The sequence below is a fragment of the Paraburkholderia sp. BGA-UO-ETr-F21 genome (assembly GCF_059567925.1).
On sequence record NZ_JCAQOY010000005.1, the window covers coordinates 446,304 to 462,257 of the forward strand.

14 protein-coding genes, 1 tRNA gene and 1 pseudogene are annotated in these 15,954 nt (G+C 63.8%); 4 read left to right on the plus strand and 12 right to left on the minus strand.

Annotation, left to right across the window (positions count from 1 at the left end; all coding sequences use genetic code 11):
* Window positions 1–29: 29 nt before the first annotated feature.
* Window positions 30–2,342 (plus strand): penicillin-binding protein 2, encoded by a 2,313-nt coding sequence (mrdA, locus tag AC57B1_RS03510; RefSeq protein ID WP_408343816.1) that lies wholly within the window; start codon window positions 30–32, stop codon window positions 2,340–2,342.
* A gap of 10 nt (window positions 2,343–2,352) precedes the next feature.
* On the plus strand, window positions 2,353–3,501 hold the full coding sequence (gene rodA, locus AC57B1_RS03515) for a rod shape-determining protein RodA (protein ID WP_091797276.1): 1,149 nt from the start codon (window positions 2,353–2,355) through the stop codon (window positions 3,499–3,501).
* Window positions 3,502–3,578: 77 nt separating this feature from the next.
* Here the strand turns inward: rodA and AC57B1_RS03520 are convergent, their stop codons facing one another.
* From AC57B1_RS03520 to AC57B1_RS03570, 11 genes and pseudogenes are all read right to left on the minus strand, one after another.
* Complete coding sequence (locus AC57B1_RS03520; RefSeq protein WP_408343818.1) at window positions 3,579–4,280, minus strand: tetratricopeptide repeat protein; 702 nt, start codon at window positions 4,278–4,280, stop codon at window positions 3,579–3,581.
* Entirely contained in the window at window positions 4,277–5,059 is a 783-nt protein-coding gene (locus AC57B1_RS03525; protein WP_496416575.1) for an HpcH/HpaI aldolase family protein, read from the minus strand. Before AC57B1_RS03525 ends, AC57B1_RS03520 begins: the two co-directional genes overlap by 4 nt.
* Before the next feature lie 245 nt (window positions 5,060–5,304).
* Complete coding sequence (gene queD / locus AC57B1_RS03530) at window positions 5,305–5,748, minus strand: 6-carboxytetrahydropterin synthase QueD (RefSeq protein ID WP_091800899.1); 444 nt, start codon at window positions 5,746–5,748, stop codon at window positions 5,305–5,307.
* 9 nt (window positions 5,749–5,757) lie between these two features.
* A complete protein-coding gene (queE, locus tag AC57B1_RS03535; RefSeq protein WP_091797286.1) occupies window positions 5,758–6,390 on the minus strand; it encodes a 7-carboxy-7-deazaguanine synthase in 633 nt (210 codons plus the stop codon).
* Between the two features lie 63 nt (window positions 6,391–6,453).
* Complete coding sequence (queC, locus tag AC57B1_RS03540; RefSeq protein ID WP_408479348.1) at window positions 6,454–7,188, minus strand: 7-cyano-7-deazaguanine synthase QueC; 735 nt, start codon at window positions 7,186–7,188, stop codon at window positions 6,454–6,456.
* A 401-nt stretch (window positions 7,189–7,589) separates the two neighbouring features.
* Window positions 7,590–7,665, minus strand: a tRNA-Phe gene (locus tag AC57B1_RS03545).
* A 116-nt stretch (window positions 7,666–7,781) separates the two neighbouring features.
* Window positions 7,782–8,471 carry a response regulator transcription factor EsaR gene (esaR, locus tag AC57B1_RS03550; protein WP_091797292.1) on the minus strand — a complete coding sequence of 230 codons (690 nt, stop codon included), beginning with the start codon at window positions 8,469–8,471 and terminating at the stop codon, window positions 7,782–7,784.
* Window positions 8,472–10,886 (minus strand): sensor histidine kinase, encoded by a 2,415-nt coding sequence (locus AC57B1_RS03555; RefSeq protein ID WP_091797295.1) that lies wholly within the window; start codon window positions 10,884–10,886, stop codon window positions 8,472–8,474. It lies immediately after the preceding gene.
* Window positions 10,876–11,475: a DUF4390 domain-containing protein gene (locus AC57B1_RS03560; RefSeq protein ID WP_091797298.1), complete on the minus strand. Its 600-nt coding sequence runs from the start codon at window positions 11,473–11,475 to the stop codon at window positions 10,876–10,878. Before AC57B1_RS03560 ends, AC57B1_RS03555 begins: the two co-directional genes overlap by 11 nt.
* On the minus strand, window positions 11,472–12,911 hold the full coding sequence (rsmB, locus tag AC57B1_RS03565) for a 16S rRNA (cytosine(967)-C(5))-methyltransferase RsmB (RefSeq protein ID WP_496416576.1): 1,440 nt from the start codon (window positions 12,909–12,911) through the stop codon (window positions 11,472–11,474). The genes AC57B1_RS03560 and rsmB overlap by 4 nt, the downstream gene beginning before the upstream one ends.
* A gap of 342 nt (window positions 12,912–13,253) precedes the next feature.
* A pseudogene (locus AC57B1_RS03570) lies at window positions 13,254–13,379 on the minus strand (protease HtpX); the annotation flags it as partial.
* Window positions 13,380–13,649: 270 nt separating this feature from the next.
* Here AC57B1_RS03570 and AC57B1_RS03575 point away from each other — a divergent pair.
* On the plus strand, window positions 13,650–14,219 hold the full coding sequence (locus AC57B1_RS03575; protein WP_496416577.1) for a hypothetical protein: 570 nt from the start codon (window positions 13,650–13,652) through the stop codon (window positions 14,217–14,219).
* Between the two features lie 75 nt (window positions 14,220–14,294).
* Here the strand turns inward: AC57B1_RS03575 and AC57B1_RS03580 are convergent, their stop codons facing one another.
* Entirely contained in the window at window positions 14,295–15,224 is a 930-nt protein-coding gene (locus AC57B1_RS03580; RefSeq protein WP_496416578.1) for a hypothetical protein, read from the minus strand.
* Between the two features lie 187 nt (window positions 15,225–15,411).
* Here AC57B1_RS03580 and AC57B1_RS03585 point away from each other — a divergent pair, with 187 nt between their 5' ends.
* Window positions 15,412–15,795, plus strand: a complete 384-nt coding sequence (locus tag AC57B1_RS03585) for a helix-turn-helix domain-containing protein (protein WP_496416579.1) — start codon at window positions 15,412–15,414, stop codon at window positions 15,793–15,795.
* The last annotated feature ends 159 nt before the right edge of the window (window positions 15,796–15,954 follow it).

Here is a 15,954-nt window from a genome sequence, read left to right on the forward strand (position 1 = left end):
GGCCGTCAACCGGCCTTTTGCAGAATCGCATGACCGAATTCAAGGACACTCAGCAACAGCTCTCGAAGTTCCGCCTGCGCGTCGCGGCGGCGGGTCTGTTCGTGTTCGTGTGCTTCGGGCTGATCGGTTTCCGCTTCCTGTTTCTGCAGGTCTGGCACTACAGCAAATATTCGCTGCAGGCCGATGAAAACCGCATTTCCGTCGCGCCGATCGTGCCGAACCGCGGCATCATCACCGATCGCAACGGCGTCGTGCTGGCGAAGAACTACTCGGCCTACACGCTCGAAATTACGCCCTCGAAGCTGAACGACTCGCTCGAAAACGTGATCGACAACCTGGCCACGGTCGTTTCGATCGACGCGCGCGACCGCCGCCGCTTCAAGAAGCTGCAGGAAGACTCGAAGAACTTCGAGAGCCTGCCGATCCGCACCCGCCTGACCGACGACGAAGTCGCGCGTTTCACCGCGCAGCGCTTCCGTTTTCCCGGCGTGGAAGTGCGCGCGCGCCTGTTCCGCCAATATCCGCTCGGGCCGACGGCGGCGCACGTGATCGGCTACATCGGGCGGATTTCGCAGCGCGATCAGGACCGTATCGACGACGCCAGCGACCAGAACGACAGCGATCCGGACCACTACGATCCGCGGCTGGACGCGAACAACTACAAGGGCACCGACTACATCGGCAAGATCGGCGTCGAGCAGAGCTATGAGACCGAACTGCATGGCCAGACCGGTTTCGAGGAAGTGGAAGTGACGGCCGGCGGCCGCCCCGTGCGCACGTTGTCGCGTACGCAGGCAACGCCTGGCAACAACCTTGTGCTGTCTTTGGATATCGGCTTGCAGCAGGTCGCCGAGCAGGCATTCGCCGGCCGCCGCGGTGCGCTGGTCGCGATCGAACCATCGTCGGGCGACGTGCTCGCGTTCGTGTCCGCGCCGAGTTTCGATCCGAATTCGTTCGTCGACGGTATCGATCAGCAGACGTGGGACGATCTCAACAATTCGCCCGACCACCCGCTGCTCAACCGGCCGCTGCACGGCACTTATCCGCCGGGTTCGACCTACAAGCCGTTCATGGCGCTCGCCGCGCTCACACTGCATAAGCGCACGCCGGGCTGGGGCTTTCAGGATCCGGGCTCGTATACCTTCGGCGGCCACACGTTCCGCAACGACGTGCGTTCGGGCCAAGGCTGGGTCGACATGAACCGCGCGATCGTGGTGTCGAACGACACGTATTTCTACATGCTCGCGCACGATCTCGGCGTCAACAATATCGCCAACTTCATGAAGCCGTGGGGTTTCGGCCAGATCACCGGCATCGACATCTCGGGCGAGGCGCGTGGCATCCTGCCCTCCACCGAATGGAAGCGCAAGGCATACCGCAAGCCCGAACAGCAGCGCTGGTACGAAGGCGAAACGATCAGTCTCGGCATCGGCCAGGGCTACAACTCGTTCACGATTCTCCAGCTCGCTCACGCTACGGCCACGCTCGCGAACAACGGCGTCGTGATGAAGCCGCACCTCGTGCGCGACATCGAAAACCCGATCACGAAAGACACCCGCGCAGTCGTGCGCGATCCGAGCGACAAGATCGCGGTCAAGCAATCGGATATCGACATCATCAAGCGCGCGATGGAAGGCGTCGTGACCAATGGGACGGCGTCGAAACTGTTCATCGGCGCCCAGTACCTGGCGGCCGGCAAGACGGGGACGGCGCAGGTCTACTCGCTGCAAGGCGCGAACTACAAAGGCCACGCAATCGCCGAGCATTTGCGCGACCACGCACTCTTCATCGCCTTCGCACCCGCCGAGCAGCCGAAGATCGCGCTCGCGCTGATCGTCGAAAACGGCGGCTGGGGTGCGGAATCGGCGGGCCCGATCGCGCGAAAGGTGCTCGACTACTACCTCGTCGGCAAGAACAAGCCGGGCGCTCAGGCGGCGGCCATCGAGGCGGCGGCGTCGGCGACCCAGGATGCGTCCGCGCCCGAAGTCGGCGATGCGCCGTCGCCACAGGATGCGGCGCAGCCGGTCAAGGTCGCGGCGGGGTTCACTGCCCTGCCGATTCCCGGTGCGGCTTCGGCGGCAGCGGCGGCCTCCGCTGCGGCGGCTGCGAAAGCGGCATCTGCTGCGGCCGCGGCTTCCGTGCCGGCGGCTGCATCGGCACCGGTGGCCGCCTCGACGTCCGCGACTTCTGCCGCAAAGAATTCAGCGTCGCGTAAATCCGGCGTCCCGCATAAACCCCGCCCGGCTAGCGAGCCGGTGCCGACCGCCGCGGCACCGTCGCGCGAAGACGGCACTCAGGGCACGTCGCCACGCCAGCCGGTTTCCGGCGGCATCGACGAGTAAGGAGAAAGGCATGCAATTCGACAAGCGCGCCTGGCTCGACCGCATCAAGCGGATGTTCGCGGGCTTCGACCGCCCGCTCGCACTGATCGTGTTTCTGCTGCTGTGCGTCGGCATCGTCACGCTGTACAGCGCGAGTCTGGACGTCCCCGGCCGCGTGGAAGACCAGTTACGCAACATCATGCTCACGTTCGTGCTGATGTGGGCGCTCGCCAATGTTCCACCCACCACGCTGATGCGCTTCGCGGTCCCGCTCTACACGTTCGGGATCGCGTTACTGGTCGCGGTGGCGCTATTCGGCCTCACGCGCAAGGGCGCGAAGCGCTGGATCAATGTCGGGGTAGTGATCCAGCCGTCGGAAATCCTGAAGATCGCCACGCCGCTCATGCTCGCGTGGTACTACCAGCGCCGCGAAGGCGTGATGCGCTGGTACGACTATCTGGTCGGCCTGCTGATTCTCGCGGTGCCGGTCGGCCTGATCGCCAAGCAGCCCGACCTCGGTACGGCCGTGCTGGTGTTCGCGGCCGGCTTCTTCGTGATTTACTTTGCGGGCCTGAGTTTCAAGCTGATCGTGCCGGTGCTGATTGCAGGCGTCATAGCGGTCGCTTCGATCGCCGCCTTTCAGGACAAGATCTGTCAGCCCGAAGTGCAATGGCCGCTGATGCACGATTATCAGAAACACCGTATCTGCACGCTGCTCGACCCGACCTCCGATCCGCTCGGCAAGGGCTTCCACACGATCCAGGCGGTCATCGCGATCGGCTCCGGCGGTCCGCTTGGCAAAGGCTGGCTGAAGGGCACGCAGGCGCATCTGGAGTTTATCCCCGAGAAGCACACCGACTTCATTTTCGCGGTGTTCTCCGAAGAGTTCGGACTGGCGGGCGGCGTCGTGCTGCTCACGCTATACATGCTGTTGATCGCGCGCGGGCTGTATATCGCGGCCAATGGTGCGACGCTGTTCGGACGCTTGCTGGCCGGCTCGCTGACCATGGCGTTCTTCACCTACGCATTCGTCAATATCGGCATGGTGAGCGGCATCTTGCCGGTGGTCGGCGTGCCGTTGCCGTTCATGAGCTACGGCGGCACCGCACTGACCACGCTGGGTGTGGCCATCGGGCTCATCATGAGCGTCGCGCGGCAAAAGCGGTTGATGCAGAGTTAGCGCGGCGAGGCTGTCAGCGAACAAGGCTGCAAATCGAAGAAGGGGCGCACCATCATCACGGAGCGCCCCTTCTTTATTTATTGCGGCTTCACTTCCTTCTGATCCCGCAACTGCGCGCTGAGTTGCTGATACTTGAGCCGCGCCGCCGGATCGCCCTGCGCCGCTGCGGCAGCGTAATAAGCGCGCGCCACGTTGAGATTCCTGTCTACGCCGTCACCGCCGCGCTCGTAAAACGAGCCCGCCACGTACTGCGCGGTCATGTCGCCGCCTTCCGCCGCCTTCTTGTACCAGAAGAACGCCTGCTTGTTGTCGCGCTCGGTGCCGCGTCCGTCGAGGAACTGATTGGCGAGCGCCAACTCCGCCTGCACGTGCCCTTGCTGCGCCGCCTTCAGGAACCAGCGGTGCGCTTCGACCGGATCGCGCCCGACGAACTCGCCATCGTCGTACATCTTGCCGTACACGTATTGCGCGTGCGACATGTTGGCGTCGGCGGCCTTGCGCAGCCATTTCTTGCCTTCATCCACATTGGCCGGGCCGCCTTCGCCGTTGAGCAGCATCATTGCGTAGTTGAACTCGGCGAGCCGGCTGCCGCGCTCCGCGGCCTTGCGGAACTCGGCCAGCGCCGCGCTGAGATTGCCGGCGTTGTAGTCGGCGACCGCGGTTTGCGTCTGCGGATCGTTCGACTTCGCCACGCGGTCCTGCGCATACGCCGCCACATTCGCCATCAACGCCGCCGTGACCGCCAGACGCACCACGACGCACTGCACCATCCCTTTCATGACCTCACCTCCTGCAACGCCTGGCGAGTCGCGCGCAACATCCACATGACGTCCGCGGCCAGAGCGATAAAACGAAATCCGGCGTCGCGATGCTGTTTGGCGCTCGCGACATCCATGGCAAAAATACCGGCGGCAATGCCCGCCTTGTCCGCCGCGCTGACGATGCGCGCCATCGCGGCCTGCACGTCGGCATGCTTCGAATCGCCGAGATGACCGAGGCTCGCGGCAAGGTCGGCCGGCCCGACGAACAGGCAATCGACACCCGGCGTCGCCGCGATCTTTTCCACCTCCTGCAAGCCGCGCGCCGACTCGATCTGCACGATGGTCGCGATCTGCGCGTTGGCCGTCTGCACGTAGTCGCGCCGCATGCCGTAGGCCGCAGCCCGCACCACGCCGGCGACACCACGCTCACCGTCGAGCGCTCCGGCGCTCGGATATTGCGTGAGACGCACGGCGCGCGCCGCCTCTTCCGCGGACTCGATATTCGGAAACATCAGCGTACGCGCGCCGGCGTCCAGCACGCGCTTGACGAGCCACGCCTCGCTGGCGGGCACGCGCACCACCGGCTCGCTCGGCAGATGCGCGGCGGCGATCGCACGCAATTGCGAGGCGACGTCGCCGCTATCGTTCGGCGCGTGCTCCATGTCGATCAGCAGCCAGTCGTAGCCGGCGTGCGCGAGCGCTTCGGCCGCAGCGTCGCTGCCGAGCGAAAGCCACAGGCCGAACAGCGGATCGGTTTCCTTGAGGCGTGACTTGAGGGGATTGGTCAGGCTGCTCATCGCGGCGCTCCGTGGCGGCGATGAAATGCATCGCCTGAACCGCAGTGCGCACTACCGGCGCGATGGGCTGGGAAAAAACAAAGAGGTTGGCTCTGGCCGAGGCGGCCCGGATGCCTGCTGCGACGCAATGCGGTGACCGGCATGTCTCGCTCCGTGTGGTTATCGGAGCGATCATACCGTGACAATAACGCGAGGGTTGGACGGTCCCCAAGGGGACTTTTGCGAGCCGCGCGGCGGCGTTCGATTTAGTCGCGGACCACGTCGGCCCAGCAATTCGGCGTCTCGTACAGACGCAGCTTGTGCAAACGCAGATTCACGCCGTAGTGCGCGTCGTAGACGTTCGCGAGAATCTCGAACGCCACGGCGGCAAGGTTTTCGACCGTGGGAATGCGATCGAGCACGACCGTCTTGTGGCCGGCCATCGTTTCCAGGAAACCACGCACCTGCGCGTCGCCTTCATAGACGAGAAACGCGTGGTCCCACTTGTCGACCAGATGCTCGACTGCGAGCGACTTCACGTCGGCGAAGTCCATCACCATGCCGCGATCGGGCGCGCCTTCGGTGTCGACCAGATCGCCTTGCAGCGTGATTTCGAGCACGTAGCGATGACCGTGCAGATTACGGCACTGGCTGCGGTGATCAGGAATGCGGTGACCCGCGTCGAATTCGAGTTTTCGTGTAATCGTCAGCACGGCAAATCAGGGAATGTTCAGATACTTGTGGGTCTGCATCGACAGGCGCCATTGCGGATGGCGTTTGCACCAGTCGATCGCGAGCTTGGTGTTGATGTCGCGCGACGGACCGTCCATGGGCTGGACGAGGAAATACTCGAAGTCGAGCTTCGCATATTCGGACAAGCGCTGGTTGTCCTGCGGGATCACGACCTTCAGTTCGTTGCCTTTCGTCACGACGAGTGGCGCGTCGGCCTTCGGGCTCACGCAGATCCAGTCGATCGTCTCGAGCACCGGCAGCGAGCCGTTGGTTTCAATCGCAATTTCAAAGCCGGCGGCATGCAGCGCGTCGACCAGCGGCTGATCGATCTGCAGCATCGGTTCGCCGCCCGTGCACACGACGAAACGCTCGCCCTCGCCTTGCGGCCATTGCGACGCGATCATCTGCACCAGATCTTCCGCCGTGCGGTACTTGCCGCCGTTCTCGCCGTCCGTGCCGACGAAATCGGTATCGCAGAATTGGCACACCGCTTCGGCACGATCTTCTTCACGGCCCGACCACAGGTTGCAGCCGGCAAACCGGCAGAAGACAGCCGGACGCCCGGCATTCGCGCCCTCGCCCTGCAACGTGTAGAAGATTTCCTTGACCGCGTAAGTCATGCTGCTGTGTGCCCTATGTTCCTGAAAATGATTGCCTGAGGTGCGCTGTCCTGCCGAGCGTTATCAGACCGGCGCCTCGGTGACCTTCTCACCCGACAGATAGGCTTCGTAGCCACGCTTGCGCAAGCGGCACGCCGGGCATTCGCCACAACCGAAGCCCCACGCATGCAATTCGGCGCGTTCGCCGACGTAGCACGTATGCGTCTCGACGCGTACCAGCTCGACGAGTTCGTCGCCGCCGAGTTCGTGCGCGAGGCGCCACGTGTCGGCCTTGTCGAGCCACATCAACGGTGTTTCGAGCAGCGTGCGCGTGTCCATGCCGAGGTTCAGCGCGACCTGCAACGCCTTCATCGTGTCGTCGCGGCAATCGGGATAGCCTGAGAAATCCGTCTCGCACATGCCGCCCACCAGCACCTGCAGGCCACGCCGATACGCAATCGCCGCAGCGATGGTCATGAACATCAGATTGCGGCCCGGCACGAACGTGTTCGGCAAACCGTTCGCCGTGGCTTCGATCTCAATCTCGCGCGTCATGGCGGTGTCACTGATCGCGCCGAGCACCGACAGGTCGATCATATGATCGTCGCCGAGGCGCTCGGCCCACTGCGGAAATGCACGCGCGACAGCGTTGCGAAACCCCTCGCGGCATTCCAGTTCGACGCGGTGCCGCTGACCGTAATCGAAGCCCAGTGTCTCGACCGTTTCATAACGTTCGAGCGCCCAGGCGAGGCACGTGGCGGAATCCTGGCCGCCGGAAAACAGCACCAGAGCGCTACGTTTAGCGTCGTTGCGGATCACCGTGAAACTCCGTGAATGAAGAGTGCCACGTCGCGCTGCGCGAGGTGCGCCATGCAAGCAACGCGGCGCGACGCGTGCCGGCACTGCTGCCGGCCCAAAGCAGTATAGGCCGCGCCTTCCGCATGCAGAGTCGCTGGGCGCTTATACCGTTAATCGTCGGGCGAAGGGTTCGGTGCAGGTGGCGGCGTTGCCGCACAGCACGCAGGCGCTGCACTCACTGTGCAAGTCCTTGAACTGGCGCGATTTTATCATGCAGCGCCGAACACCGCCGAGTGCGTGCTGCCACGCGGCGCGCGCAAGGCGAAGCAGCGGACACGCGTGATGTCCTTCAAGCCCGTCACACATTAGGGGCGCAAAAAGGAAAAGCCCCAGGAATCTTGCGATTTCCTGGGGCTGAATCCTGGTGGCCTGGGACGGAATCGAACCATCGACACGCGGATTTTCAATCCGCTGCTCTACCAACTGAGCTACCGGGCCAACGAAGAACGAAATGATATCAAAGGGTCAGCAGCAGGGCAAGCCCCTTCTCGAAAAAATCTGTGAAAGTGGGATCTGAGCGCAAAGCACGGGCTCACTTGCTCTCGTCACCAAGCTCACTCCCCCTTGTTTTTACCGAGATCGACACCGAGTTGCTTGAGCTTGCGATACAGGTGCGTGCGCTCCAAGCCGGTCTTCTCCGCCACACGCGTCATGCTGCCGTTCTCACGCGCGAGGTGATATTCGAAGTACGCGCGCTCGAAGGCGTCGCGTGCGTCGCGCAGCGGAATATCGAACGAAATCGAGGCCGTTTGCGCCGCCAGCGCGCCGCTGCCGAGGCCGTCGGTGGAAAGCATCGGCAGTGACGCCGCCGAAGCCACTGCCGAAGCACTCACCGGCAACACCGGCTTGGCCGCCGCGCCGCCCGGCGCACTCGCCGCGTTACCACGCGCGAGGCCCTGCTCGACAGCCTTCAGCAGCTTTTGCAAAGCAATCGGCTTCTCGAGGAAATTGAGTGCACCGATCTTGGTTGCCTCAACGGCCGTATCGATCGTGGCGTGGCCGGACATCATGATCACCGGCATGGTCAGTTGCCCTTGCGCAGCCCATTCCTTGAGCAAGGTCACGCCGTCGGTGTCGGGCATCCAGATGTCGAGCAGCACCAGGTCGGGTGCCTGGCGCAAACGGAATTCGCGCGCTTCCTGCGCGTTTTCCGCGGCCTCCACGACATGCCCTTCGTCGCTCAGGATCTCCGAGAGCAATTCCCGGATGCCCATTTCATCATCTACCACCAGGATGGTTGCCATTTACGCTGCCCTTGTCTGCACTGTTGCTTTTGTCTTTCCATGCGACGCACTGCCGTGCGCCGGACGCGGCCCTGTTCCAGGTGTCGCGGCATCGTCTGCCAGTTGAAGGAAGAGGATCGAAATCTGCGCGCCCTCGATCACGTCGCCCGCTTTCATACGATTGCGGATGTCGATGCGCGCGCCGTGTTCGTCGACGATCTTCTTGACCATCGCAAGACCCAGGCCCGTACCTTTGGCCTTGGTCGTCACGTAAGGTTCGAATGCACGTGTGAGGATACGCGCGGGGAAGCCCGGTCCGTTGTCCGTCACGGTCAGACGCACCGCGACATGGACTTTGCCTTCCGCGTCGGGGTCTCCGTATTCTACTGTCCTCGTCTCGAGCAATACACGCGGATGCTCGAGGTCCGCCACCGCATCCTGCGCGTTCTGCAGCAGGTTGTGAATCACCTGACGCAATTGCGTCGCGTCGCCACGAATCGCCGGCAGGGTGGCGAGCTCGACCTGGATCGCGCCTTTGCCTTCTTCGATACCGTACAGCGTGAGCACTTCGCTGACCAGATCATTCAGCTGCAAATGCGCGAGCACTGCCGGGGGCGTACGCGCGTAGTCGCGGAAATTGTCGACCATCTGCTTCATGGCGGCGACCTGGTTGACGATCGTGGTCGCGCCGCGCTTCAGCACATCCGCGTCGGATGGCGACAGCTTGTCGGCGAGCTTCATCTGCAAACGCTCGGCGGAAAGCTGGATCGGCGTGAGCGGATTCTTGATCTCGTGCGCGAGCCGCCGTGCGACCTCGCCCCATGCGATCGAACGCTGCGCGGAGATCACGTCCGAGATATCGTCGAATACCACGACATAGCCGGAGGTCTGCATGTCTTCCGCGTCGCGGTCCGTCGCCGAGACGAGCCGCGCGCCGCGCACAAGCAAGGTGAGCGGCTCGGTTTCGCCGGGCACCTGCACCGAAAACTGCTGCTGCCAGTGGCCGCGATCGTCGTGACCGTCGCCGCTAGCCGCTTCGCGATCGGCAAACGCCTTGCGGACCATGCCGCCGAATTCGCTCAGCACGCCGATCTGATCCAGCGCCGAACCCATCAATGCCTGGAACGGTTGACGGAAAATCCGCTCGGCGCCGCGATTCGCGGTGGTCAGCCTGAACTGACGGTCGAACACGAACACGCCCGCGGTCAGGTTGGCGAGAATGCTTTCCAGATACGCCTTCGAATGTTCGAGCGCAATGCGGTTGTTCTCGACCGCCGCGCGCGCTTCGGACAACTGCCGCGTCATGGCGTTGAACGACTGCGTGAGAAAGCCCAGTTCGTCGCGCGATTTGATTTCCCGCTTAGGCGTGTAATCGCCTTCCGTGATTTCCTTGGTGCCCTGCGCCAGCAGGAAGAGCGGCCGCGCAAGCTGATTGCCGAGTGCGAGCGCGAGCATCATCGCGATGAAGGTGGCGAGAAAGAGCGCGAGCGTCAGCGTGCCGATATACATCTTGCGCAGACCCGTGCGCCCAAGCGCCTTCTCCTGATACTCGCGATAGGCGCGCTGCACCGCGTCGGCGTTGCGCGCGAGCGTGGGCGACACCGGCTGCGTGAGTTGCAGGAAGCGTTCGGTGGGTTGCAGCAACGAGGCGTTCGAGTCGGGAATGCGCTGCACCACGCGCAGCCGTAGCACGCCTTTGCTGCCATGCGCATGAGGATCGCCGTCCACTTCGCCTTCGATCGCCGCGTAGCCGCGGCCGCGCGCCTGATCGATCATCAGCGGCGTGGGCAGATCGTTCGGCACGAGCGTCGCGTAGTTGCCGGATGCCTGCGCGACCACGTGCATATCGGGCGTCGCACCGGACATGCTGCGCGTAGGTTCGACGATCGTCGCATCCTGCACGCCGAACTGATCGCGCAGACGCAGCAGCGTGAGCGTGGTGCCGGCGGCGTCCGCGCTCGCCAACTGTTCCGACATCAACCGGCCCTTGGTCTGCAGATCGGACAGCGACGCGTCGAGCATGCCGCGCCCGAGATTCAGGCCGGACGTGAGCGCGGTTTCGACGTTCACATCGAACCACGACTCGATACTGCGCGACACGAACTGATACGACACGACGTAGATGATCCCGCCCGGCACCACGCCGACCAGCGCCATGAAGAACGCCAGTTTCGCCAATAGCCTTGTGCCGAACTTACCCTTTCGCAGCCGCGCAATGATGATGATGACGAGCGTCGCGACCACCAGCAAAAAGATCATCGCGACCGCGAGGTTGGCGGCGTAGAGCCACTGGTAATAGCGGTCGAAGAATTCGGTGTTCGCGCTGGCGGCCGCCAGCAGCACGAGCAGCAACACGGCCGTGACCGCGACCGTCGACACCAGCACGCGCACGACGATGCTGCTGACACTGGTGGCGGAGCGCACTTTATTTAGCACGTTCGGTCACCGTGAAGGTAAAACGCTTCCATTCGGACGCGAGGTTCCAGTCGCGGTTGTTCACCGCGTCGATCTGGAACGGCTTGGGCATCAGCGCGATGTCGAGTTGCATGCGCACCGATGCGTTATACGTCTCGCCGGCGCGCACTTCATTGCGCTCGATGACGTGCCACGAGGTGACGTGCTTGATGACCGCGAGCGCATCCTTGAGCGTGGTGAAGCCGAGCTGCAAACCGCCGGAGGAAACGCTCGACACGCGGTATTCGCGCGTGAGCGGCTGGAACGACAGGCGAATGCTTTGCGACACGCTGACCGGCTGCTCGTCGAACCAGTACCAACGCGGGCGGCTCAATTCGAAGTCGGTCGTGAAATAGAGCGGGATGCCTTTATTGACCGCGTCTTCGAGGTTGCTGTTCAGGTCGAAGTCGAAACGGGCGTCGAGGTTCCAGCCGGTGTTGTCGGCTTGCAGCGACGCACGCTGCACCGCGATCGAGTCAGCGTGCGCCGCGCCCGGCGCCGCGAGCCATAAGGCCAGCGCGATCCAGAGCACGGCTGCGAGCCGAAGCGGAAAGAAGCGTTTGATGGTCACCGTTTCTGGAAGCGCGCGTAGAAAAATCCGTCGTGGTCTGAGTTCGCGCCGGCGCTGTCTTCAGCGGGTTGTCCGGCATCGGAACCGGCCGATGTGTCGGCGGGCGCGCGAGCGACTGAAGGCAACAGTTGCCCCGGCGCGTCCAATCGTACCGCATCCTGATACTTGTTTCCAAACCACTGCGCCTGCAACTCGCCTTCTTCCGGAAAGATCGAACACGTAACGTAGAGCAACTCGCCGCCGGGTTTCACGAGCGGCCAAAGTGCATCGAGAATGCGGCGTTGCTCGGCGACGAGCGCAGGAATGTCGGACGCGCGACGCAGCCAGCGAATGTCCGGATGACGCCGCACGATACCCGACGCCGAGCACGGCACGTCCGCGAGAATGCGGTCGAACGGCTGGTCGATGTCGTCGTGCCACTTGGCGGGCGCGCCGGCGTCGCCGATCCGCACTTCCGCTTCGAGCTTCAGACGCTGCAGGTTTTCGCCGATACGGCGCGCGCGCGACGCGTCGCTTTCGAGCGCGACGAGCTGAAGATTGGCGAGTTCGAGCAGATGTCCGGTCTTGCCGCCGGGAGCCGCGCAGGCGTCGAGCACGCGCATGCCGTCACGCACGCCGAGCAGTTGCGCGGCGAGTTGCGCGCCGGCATCCTGCACCGAGACCACACCGTCGTTAAAACCGGGAATGCGGTCGACCGGCATCGCCGTGGCGAGTTTGACCGCGTAGTCTCCAGCCTTGCTCGCGACAATGTGATGGTTTTGCAGCACTTGCAGGTAGGCGTCGACCGTTGAACGACGCGCGTTCACGCGCAGCGTCAGCGGGCCTTGCGTGTTGCCGGCGGCCAGCGCCGACTGCCATGCGTCGGGCCATGCGCGCTTCACCGCATCGATCCACCAGGCCGGGTAGTTCCAGCGCGCCACTTCATCGGCTTGCGCGGCGCTCAACAGCGCTTCGCGCTCGCGCAGAAAATTACGCAGTACGGCGTTGACAAGCCCCTTGGCAAAGGCGAACTCACGACGCGCGCCGATCGCGCTCACCGCCTGATCGACCACCGTGAACGGCGTATAGGCAGCGCTCGCTTCGTCGTCGACGAGCAAGGCCAGCGCGCACTCGAGCACATGGCCGACGTGCGGCGGCGGCGCCTTTTTCACCAGCTTCGCGATCAGCCACTCGACGGTCGCGAGACGCCGCATGGTGCGGTACGCGATGTCCTGCACCGCTCCGCGCGCGGCGGCGGTGCTGCCCTCAGGCGCGGACACGAAGACCGACTGCAGCGCGGCCGGCAACGCTGAGCCGAGACGCACGGCGCCGACGGCCTGGCCCGCGCAGTCGAGCGCAAAACCGAGCGATTCGGGCGCGAGATGCAGCATCGACAATCGGGATTCGCGCGGACGCGCCGGTGAGGAAGCAGTACGCGAAGAAGGCTTTGTGGTCATGAAGAAGGCTAAGGCGGGCCGCGCGGAACGCGCGACGCAATCAACACACATTGTAGCGTGGCGCGAAGCGCGGGCCGCCGCGGCCGGCCGACAGTGGATGGATTGGGGTTTGCACATGCACGGCTTGCTGGAATAGACGGACCTGCGGCGCGGGGTCTGCGGTGAGGTGAGGTGCGGTGCGGTGAAGAGGCGTGCGGACCGTCTACGGCCGCGAAGGCGATTGATGGGCGCTTTATCGACCAGCGGCCACAGGCTGCCCCTGCTCCGCAAACCTGCCATTGGAACAAAAAAGGCGAGCCCGCAGACTCGCCTTTCTTTATTGCGCCCAAGCGCCGCGCGGCGTTATTCGAAGCGCCCCGTGCGCGCCATTTCCATCAACCGCGCGACGCGCTCCTCGGTAGCCGGGTGCGTGGAAAACAGATTCGCGATACCGCCGCCCGACAACGGATTCATGATCATCTTATGGGCGGGGATCGAATAGCCCTGAAAGGTCCATCAGCCTTGCATCCATCTGCACTGCAAGTCTTGCTAAACGGCTGAGGATACTCCCAGGATACCGGCTCACAGGGGCAAAGCCTCGCAATCCCGGAGGGCCGCTCCACGCTCGGACGCTTCATGCTTCCCGGGGCACGGCGGACCGTCGTACCATTCGTCCAGACGAAACCCTTTCGCTGCACTGCTATGCCGATCGTTAAGACCCACACCAGAACGTCGTACCAACCGCTCACGCTGTCCGACATGGACCGACTGATCGTGGCGCACATCGGGGATCCGGCGATGCTGTCGGACATGGTTCAGATCACCCCGGCTCAACTCGAACTGATCACGGGGAGAAAGCCTAAGCAGCAGGAGGAGGACCGTAGGCGGGGCGTCGGTCCAAAGGGTCATCCTTACGGGCCCAAGGGGGAGATCCGCTACTTCGTCGGCGAGGTGCGGAAAGCAAGTGCGACGTTCAAGCCCCGGAACAACACGGCGGAGGCGGTCCTCGCCGATTCAGACCTTGCGACGCTCCTGCGCTTCGACGACTTCCTTGTCGGTGCCGGTCCAAAGGACCAATGGCCGTTCATCGTTCACAACGGGGTGCCCATCGACTTCTTCAAATCGCTCGACTTGCCCCCGGAGGCCCTGTCGGACGAGGACACCGCCGCGATCCTGACGCTCGACGACTACCTCACCAAGCGCCGCGACGCCGCCTGGGCGCATGAAGCCGCCCGGGAGGCTGCGGAGGTCCGTGCCTTCGCCGACGCGGAAATCACCGAGCCACTGCCCAGCCTGAACGACGTGAAGCCGAACGGTGGGCGCCTCTGACCTGACGAAGGTCGCCGGACGAACAAAAGGCCCATCGCTGGGCCTTTGTCGTTTTGGGTGTCGGACGTGAACGGTTCAGTGGGTCCTCTCGTAGATCTGCCACATCTGATACAGCCACCAAACTTTGTGGACGAACCAGAACGCGACGAGTGCTCCACCCCCCATGAGCACGCGCCGCGTCGTCGGCGACAACGCCGAAACGCCGCCCGTTGCGATCTGCCCCGCCGCCGCAGGTATCCTCAACACGGTCCGTGCCGGGTCGTCGAGGCTCACTTCGAAGCTTGACGCCCATTGCTTCACGTCCAATACCCTGCTCGCCTTCACGGGAAGCGTGCCACCTGCCGCGAGGTGGCCGAACGAACTTTGGAAGGCGACGGTCACCGGATAGCTCGAGGGGTTGCTCGCCGCGCCAACGAGTTCGTACGACGTTCTGGCGATCGTCTTGGGCGACGTCTGATACACCCCCGCGATCCGCACCGTCGTCGAGGCGCCCTGCAAGACCGTGTATTCCTTCCGCGCGTTCTTCCTGACGTTGACGCGCAGCGCCAGCGCCGCGATCACCCCGCCTGCCCATCCCATGCCCTCCTGGACCGCTGCCTCCGCGCGCCGCCGTGCGCCCGCCAGGTCCTTGCGTTCGATCAACGCCCTGATCTCTGCGACCACGACGGCCGAACGCGCCGCCTCGTTGCGGGCACGCTCCCTTGCCTGTGCCTCGCCGGCGCTGCGTTCCTCGTCCGCCCGTCGCTGGTTCAACGTCCGGAGTGCGCGCGCATCGCCCGCGTCCGCCGCCCGTCGATACCATTCCAACCCGGTCGTCGTGTTGCGGTCGACCCCGTCGCCCCGCATGTAGCACGTGCCCACGTTGAACGCCGCCTTCGCGTCGCCGCCCTCCGCGAGCGGGAGCCACGCCTTGAATCCGGCGTACCAGTCCGCGGGTAGCGCGTTCCCGATGAAGTACAAATCCTGCTTTTTGATCGCTTCATCGATCTGTTGTTGAAAGCTCATGACGCGTCCTTTGTTGTTGAGCGGGGACGCGCCGGATGCTGTGCACCGCGCAAACCCTGCTTTTATTTCCAGTCGCCGTACCTAAACTGATCCCATACGTCAAGACTTGACGTGTGAACTCATTCTAATCCGAATCCGGCTGAATGACACTGCGTGTCGGTTAATGACGTCGCAGGTGGGGTGGGTCGTGGAAGCATCGGAGAACGTTCATCGCTCGCGCCGGCTGATCAGCAAGATCGGCCCGCGCCTGGCCGAGCGCAGGAAACAGAAGGGCTGGACGCAGGCGGTCATGGCGGAACGCATGGGGATCGCCGAAGAGAGTCTTAGCCGCCTGGAGAGCGGACGCGTCACCCCGACGATTGAACGTCTGATTTCGTTTTGCGACCTGCTGGACCTGACGCTTGAGGACGTCCTGCTGCAGGTGTCGGTGCACCCATCGGACGAAGCGAACGCTCTGGTCCGATCGATCGCGGACCTCTCCCCGGAGCAACGGGAGGTCGTGCTGGCCAACGCGCGCAACCTGGCGGACCTCCTGCGCACGCAGGGTCGATCGATCGCTGACGCTGGGTGACGTTGCACCGGTGTGGGGCGACCGCTTACAATCGGCCGTCGCCCCCGTACGGAGCTTAACCAGACCCGCGTTTAACGCGGGTTTTCGACGAGGTACCCCCGACCGGTGCGCGCTTGACCGGATCTCCGCATCGCCGCTGGAATACAGGAGAAAGACGGA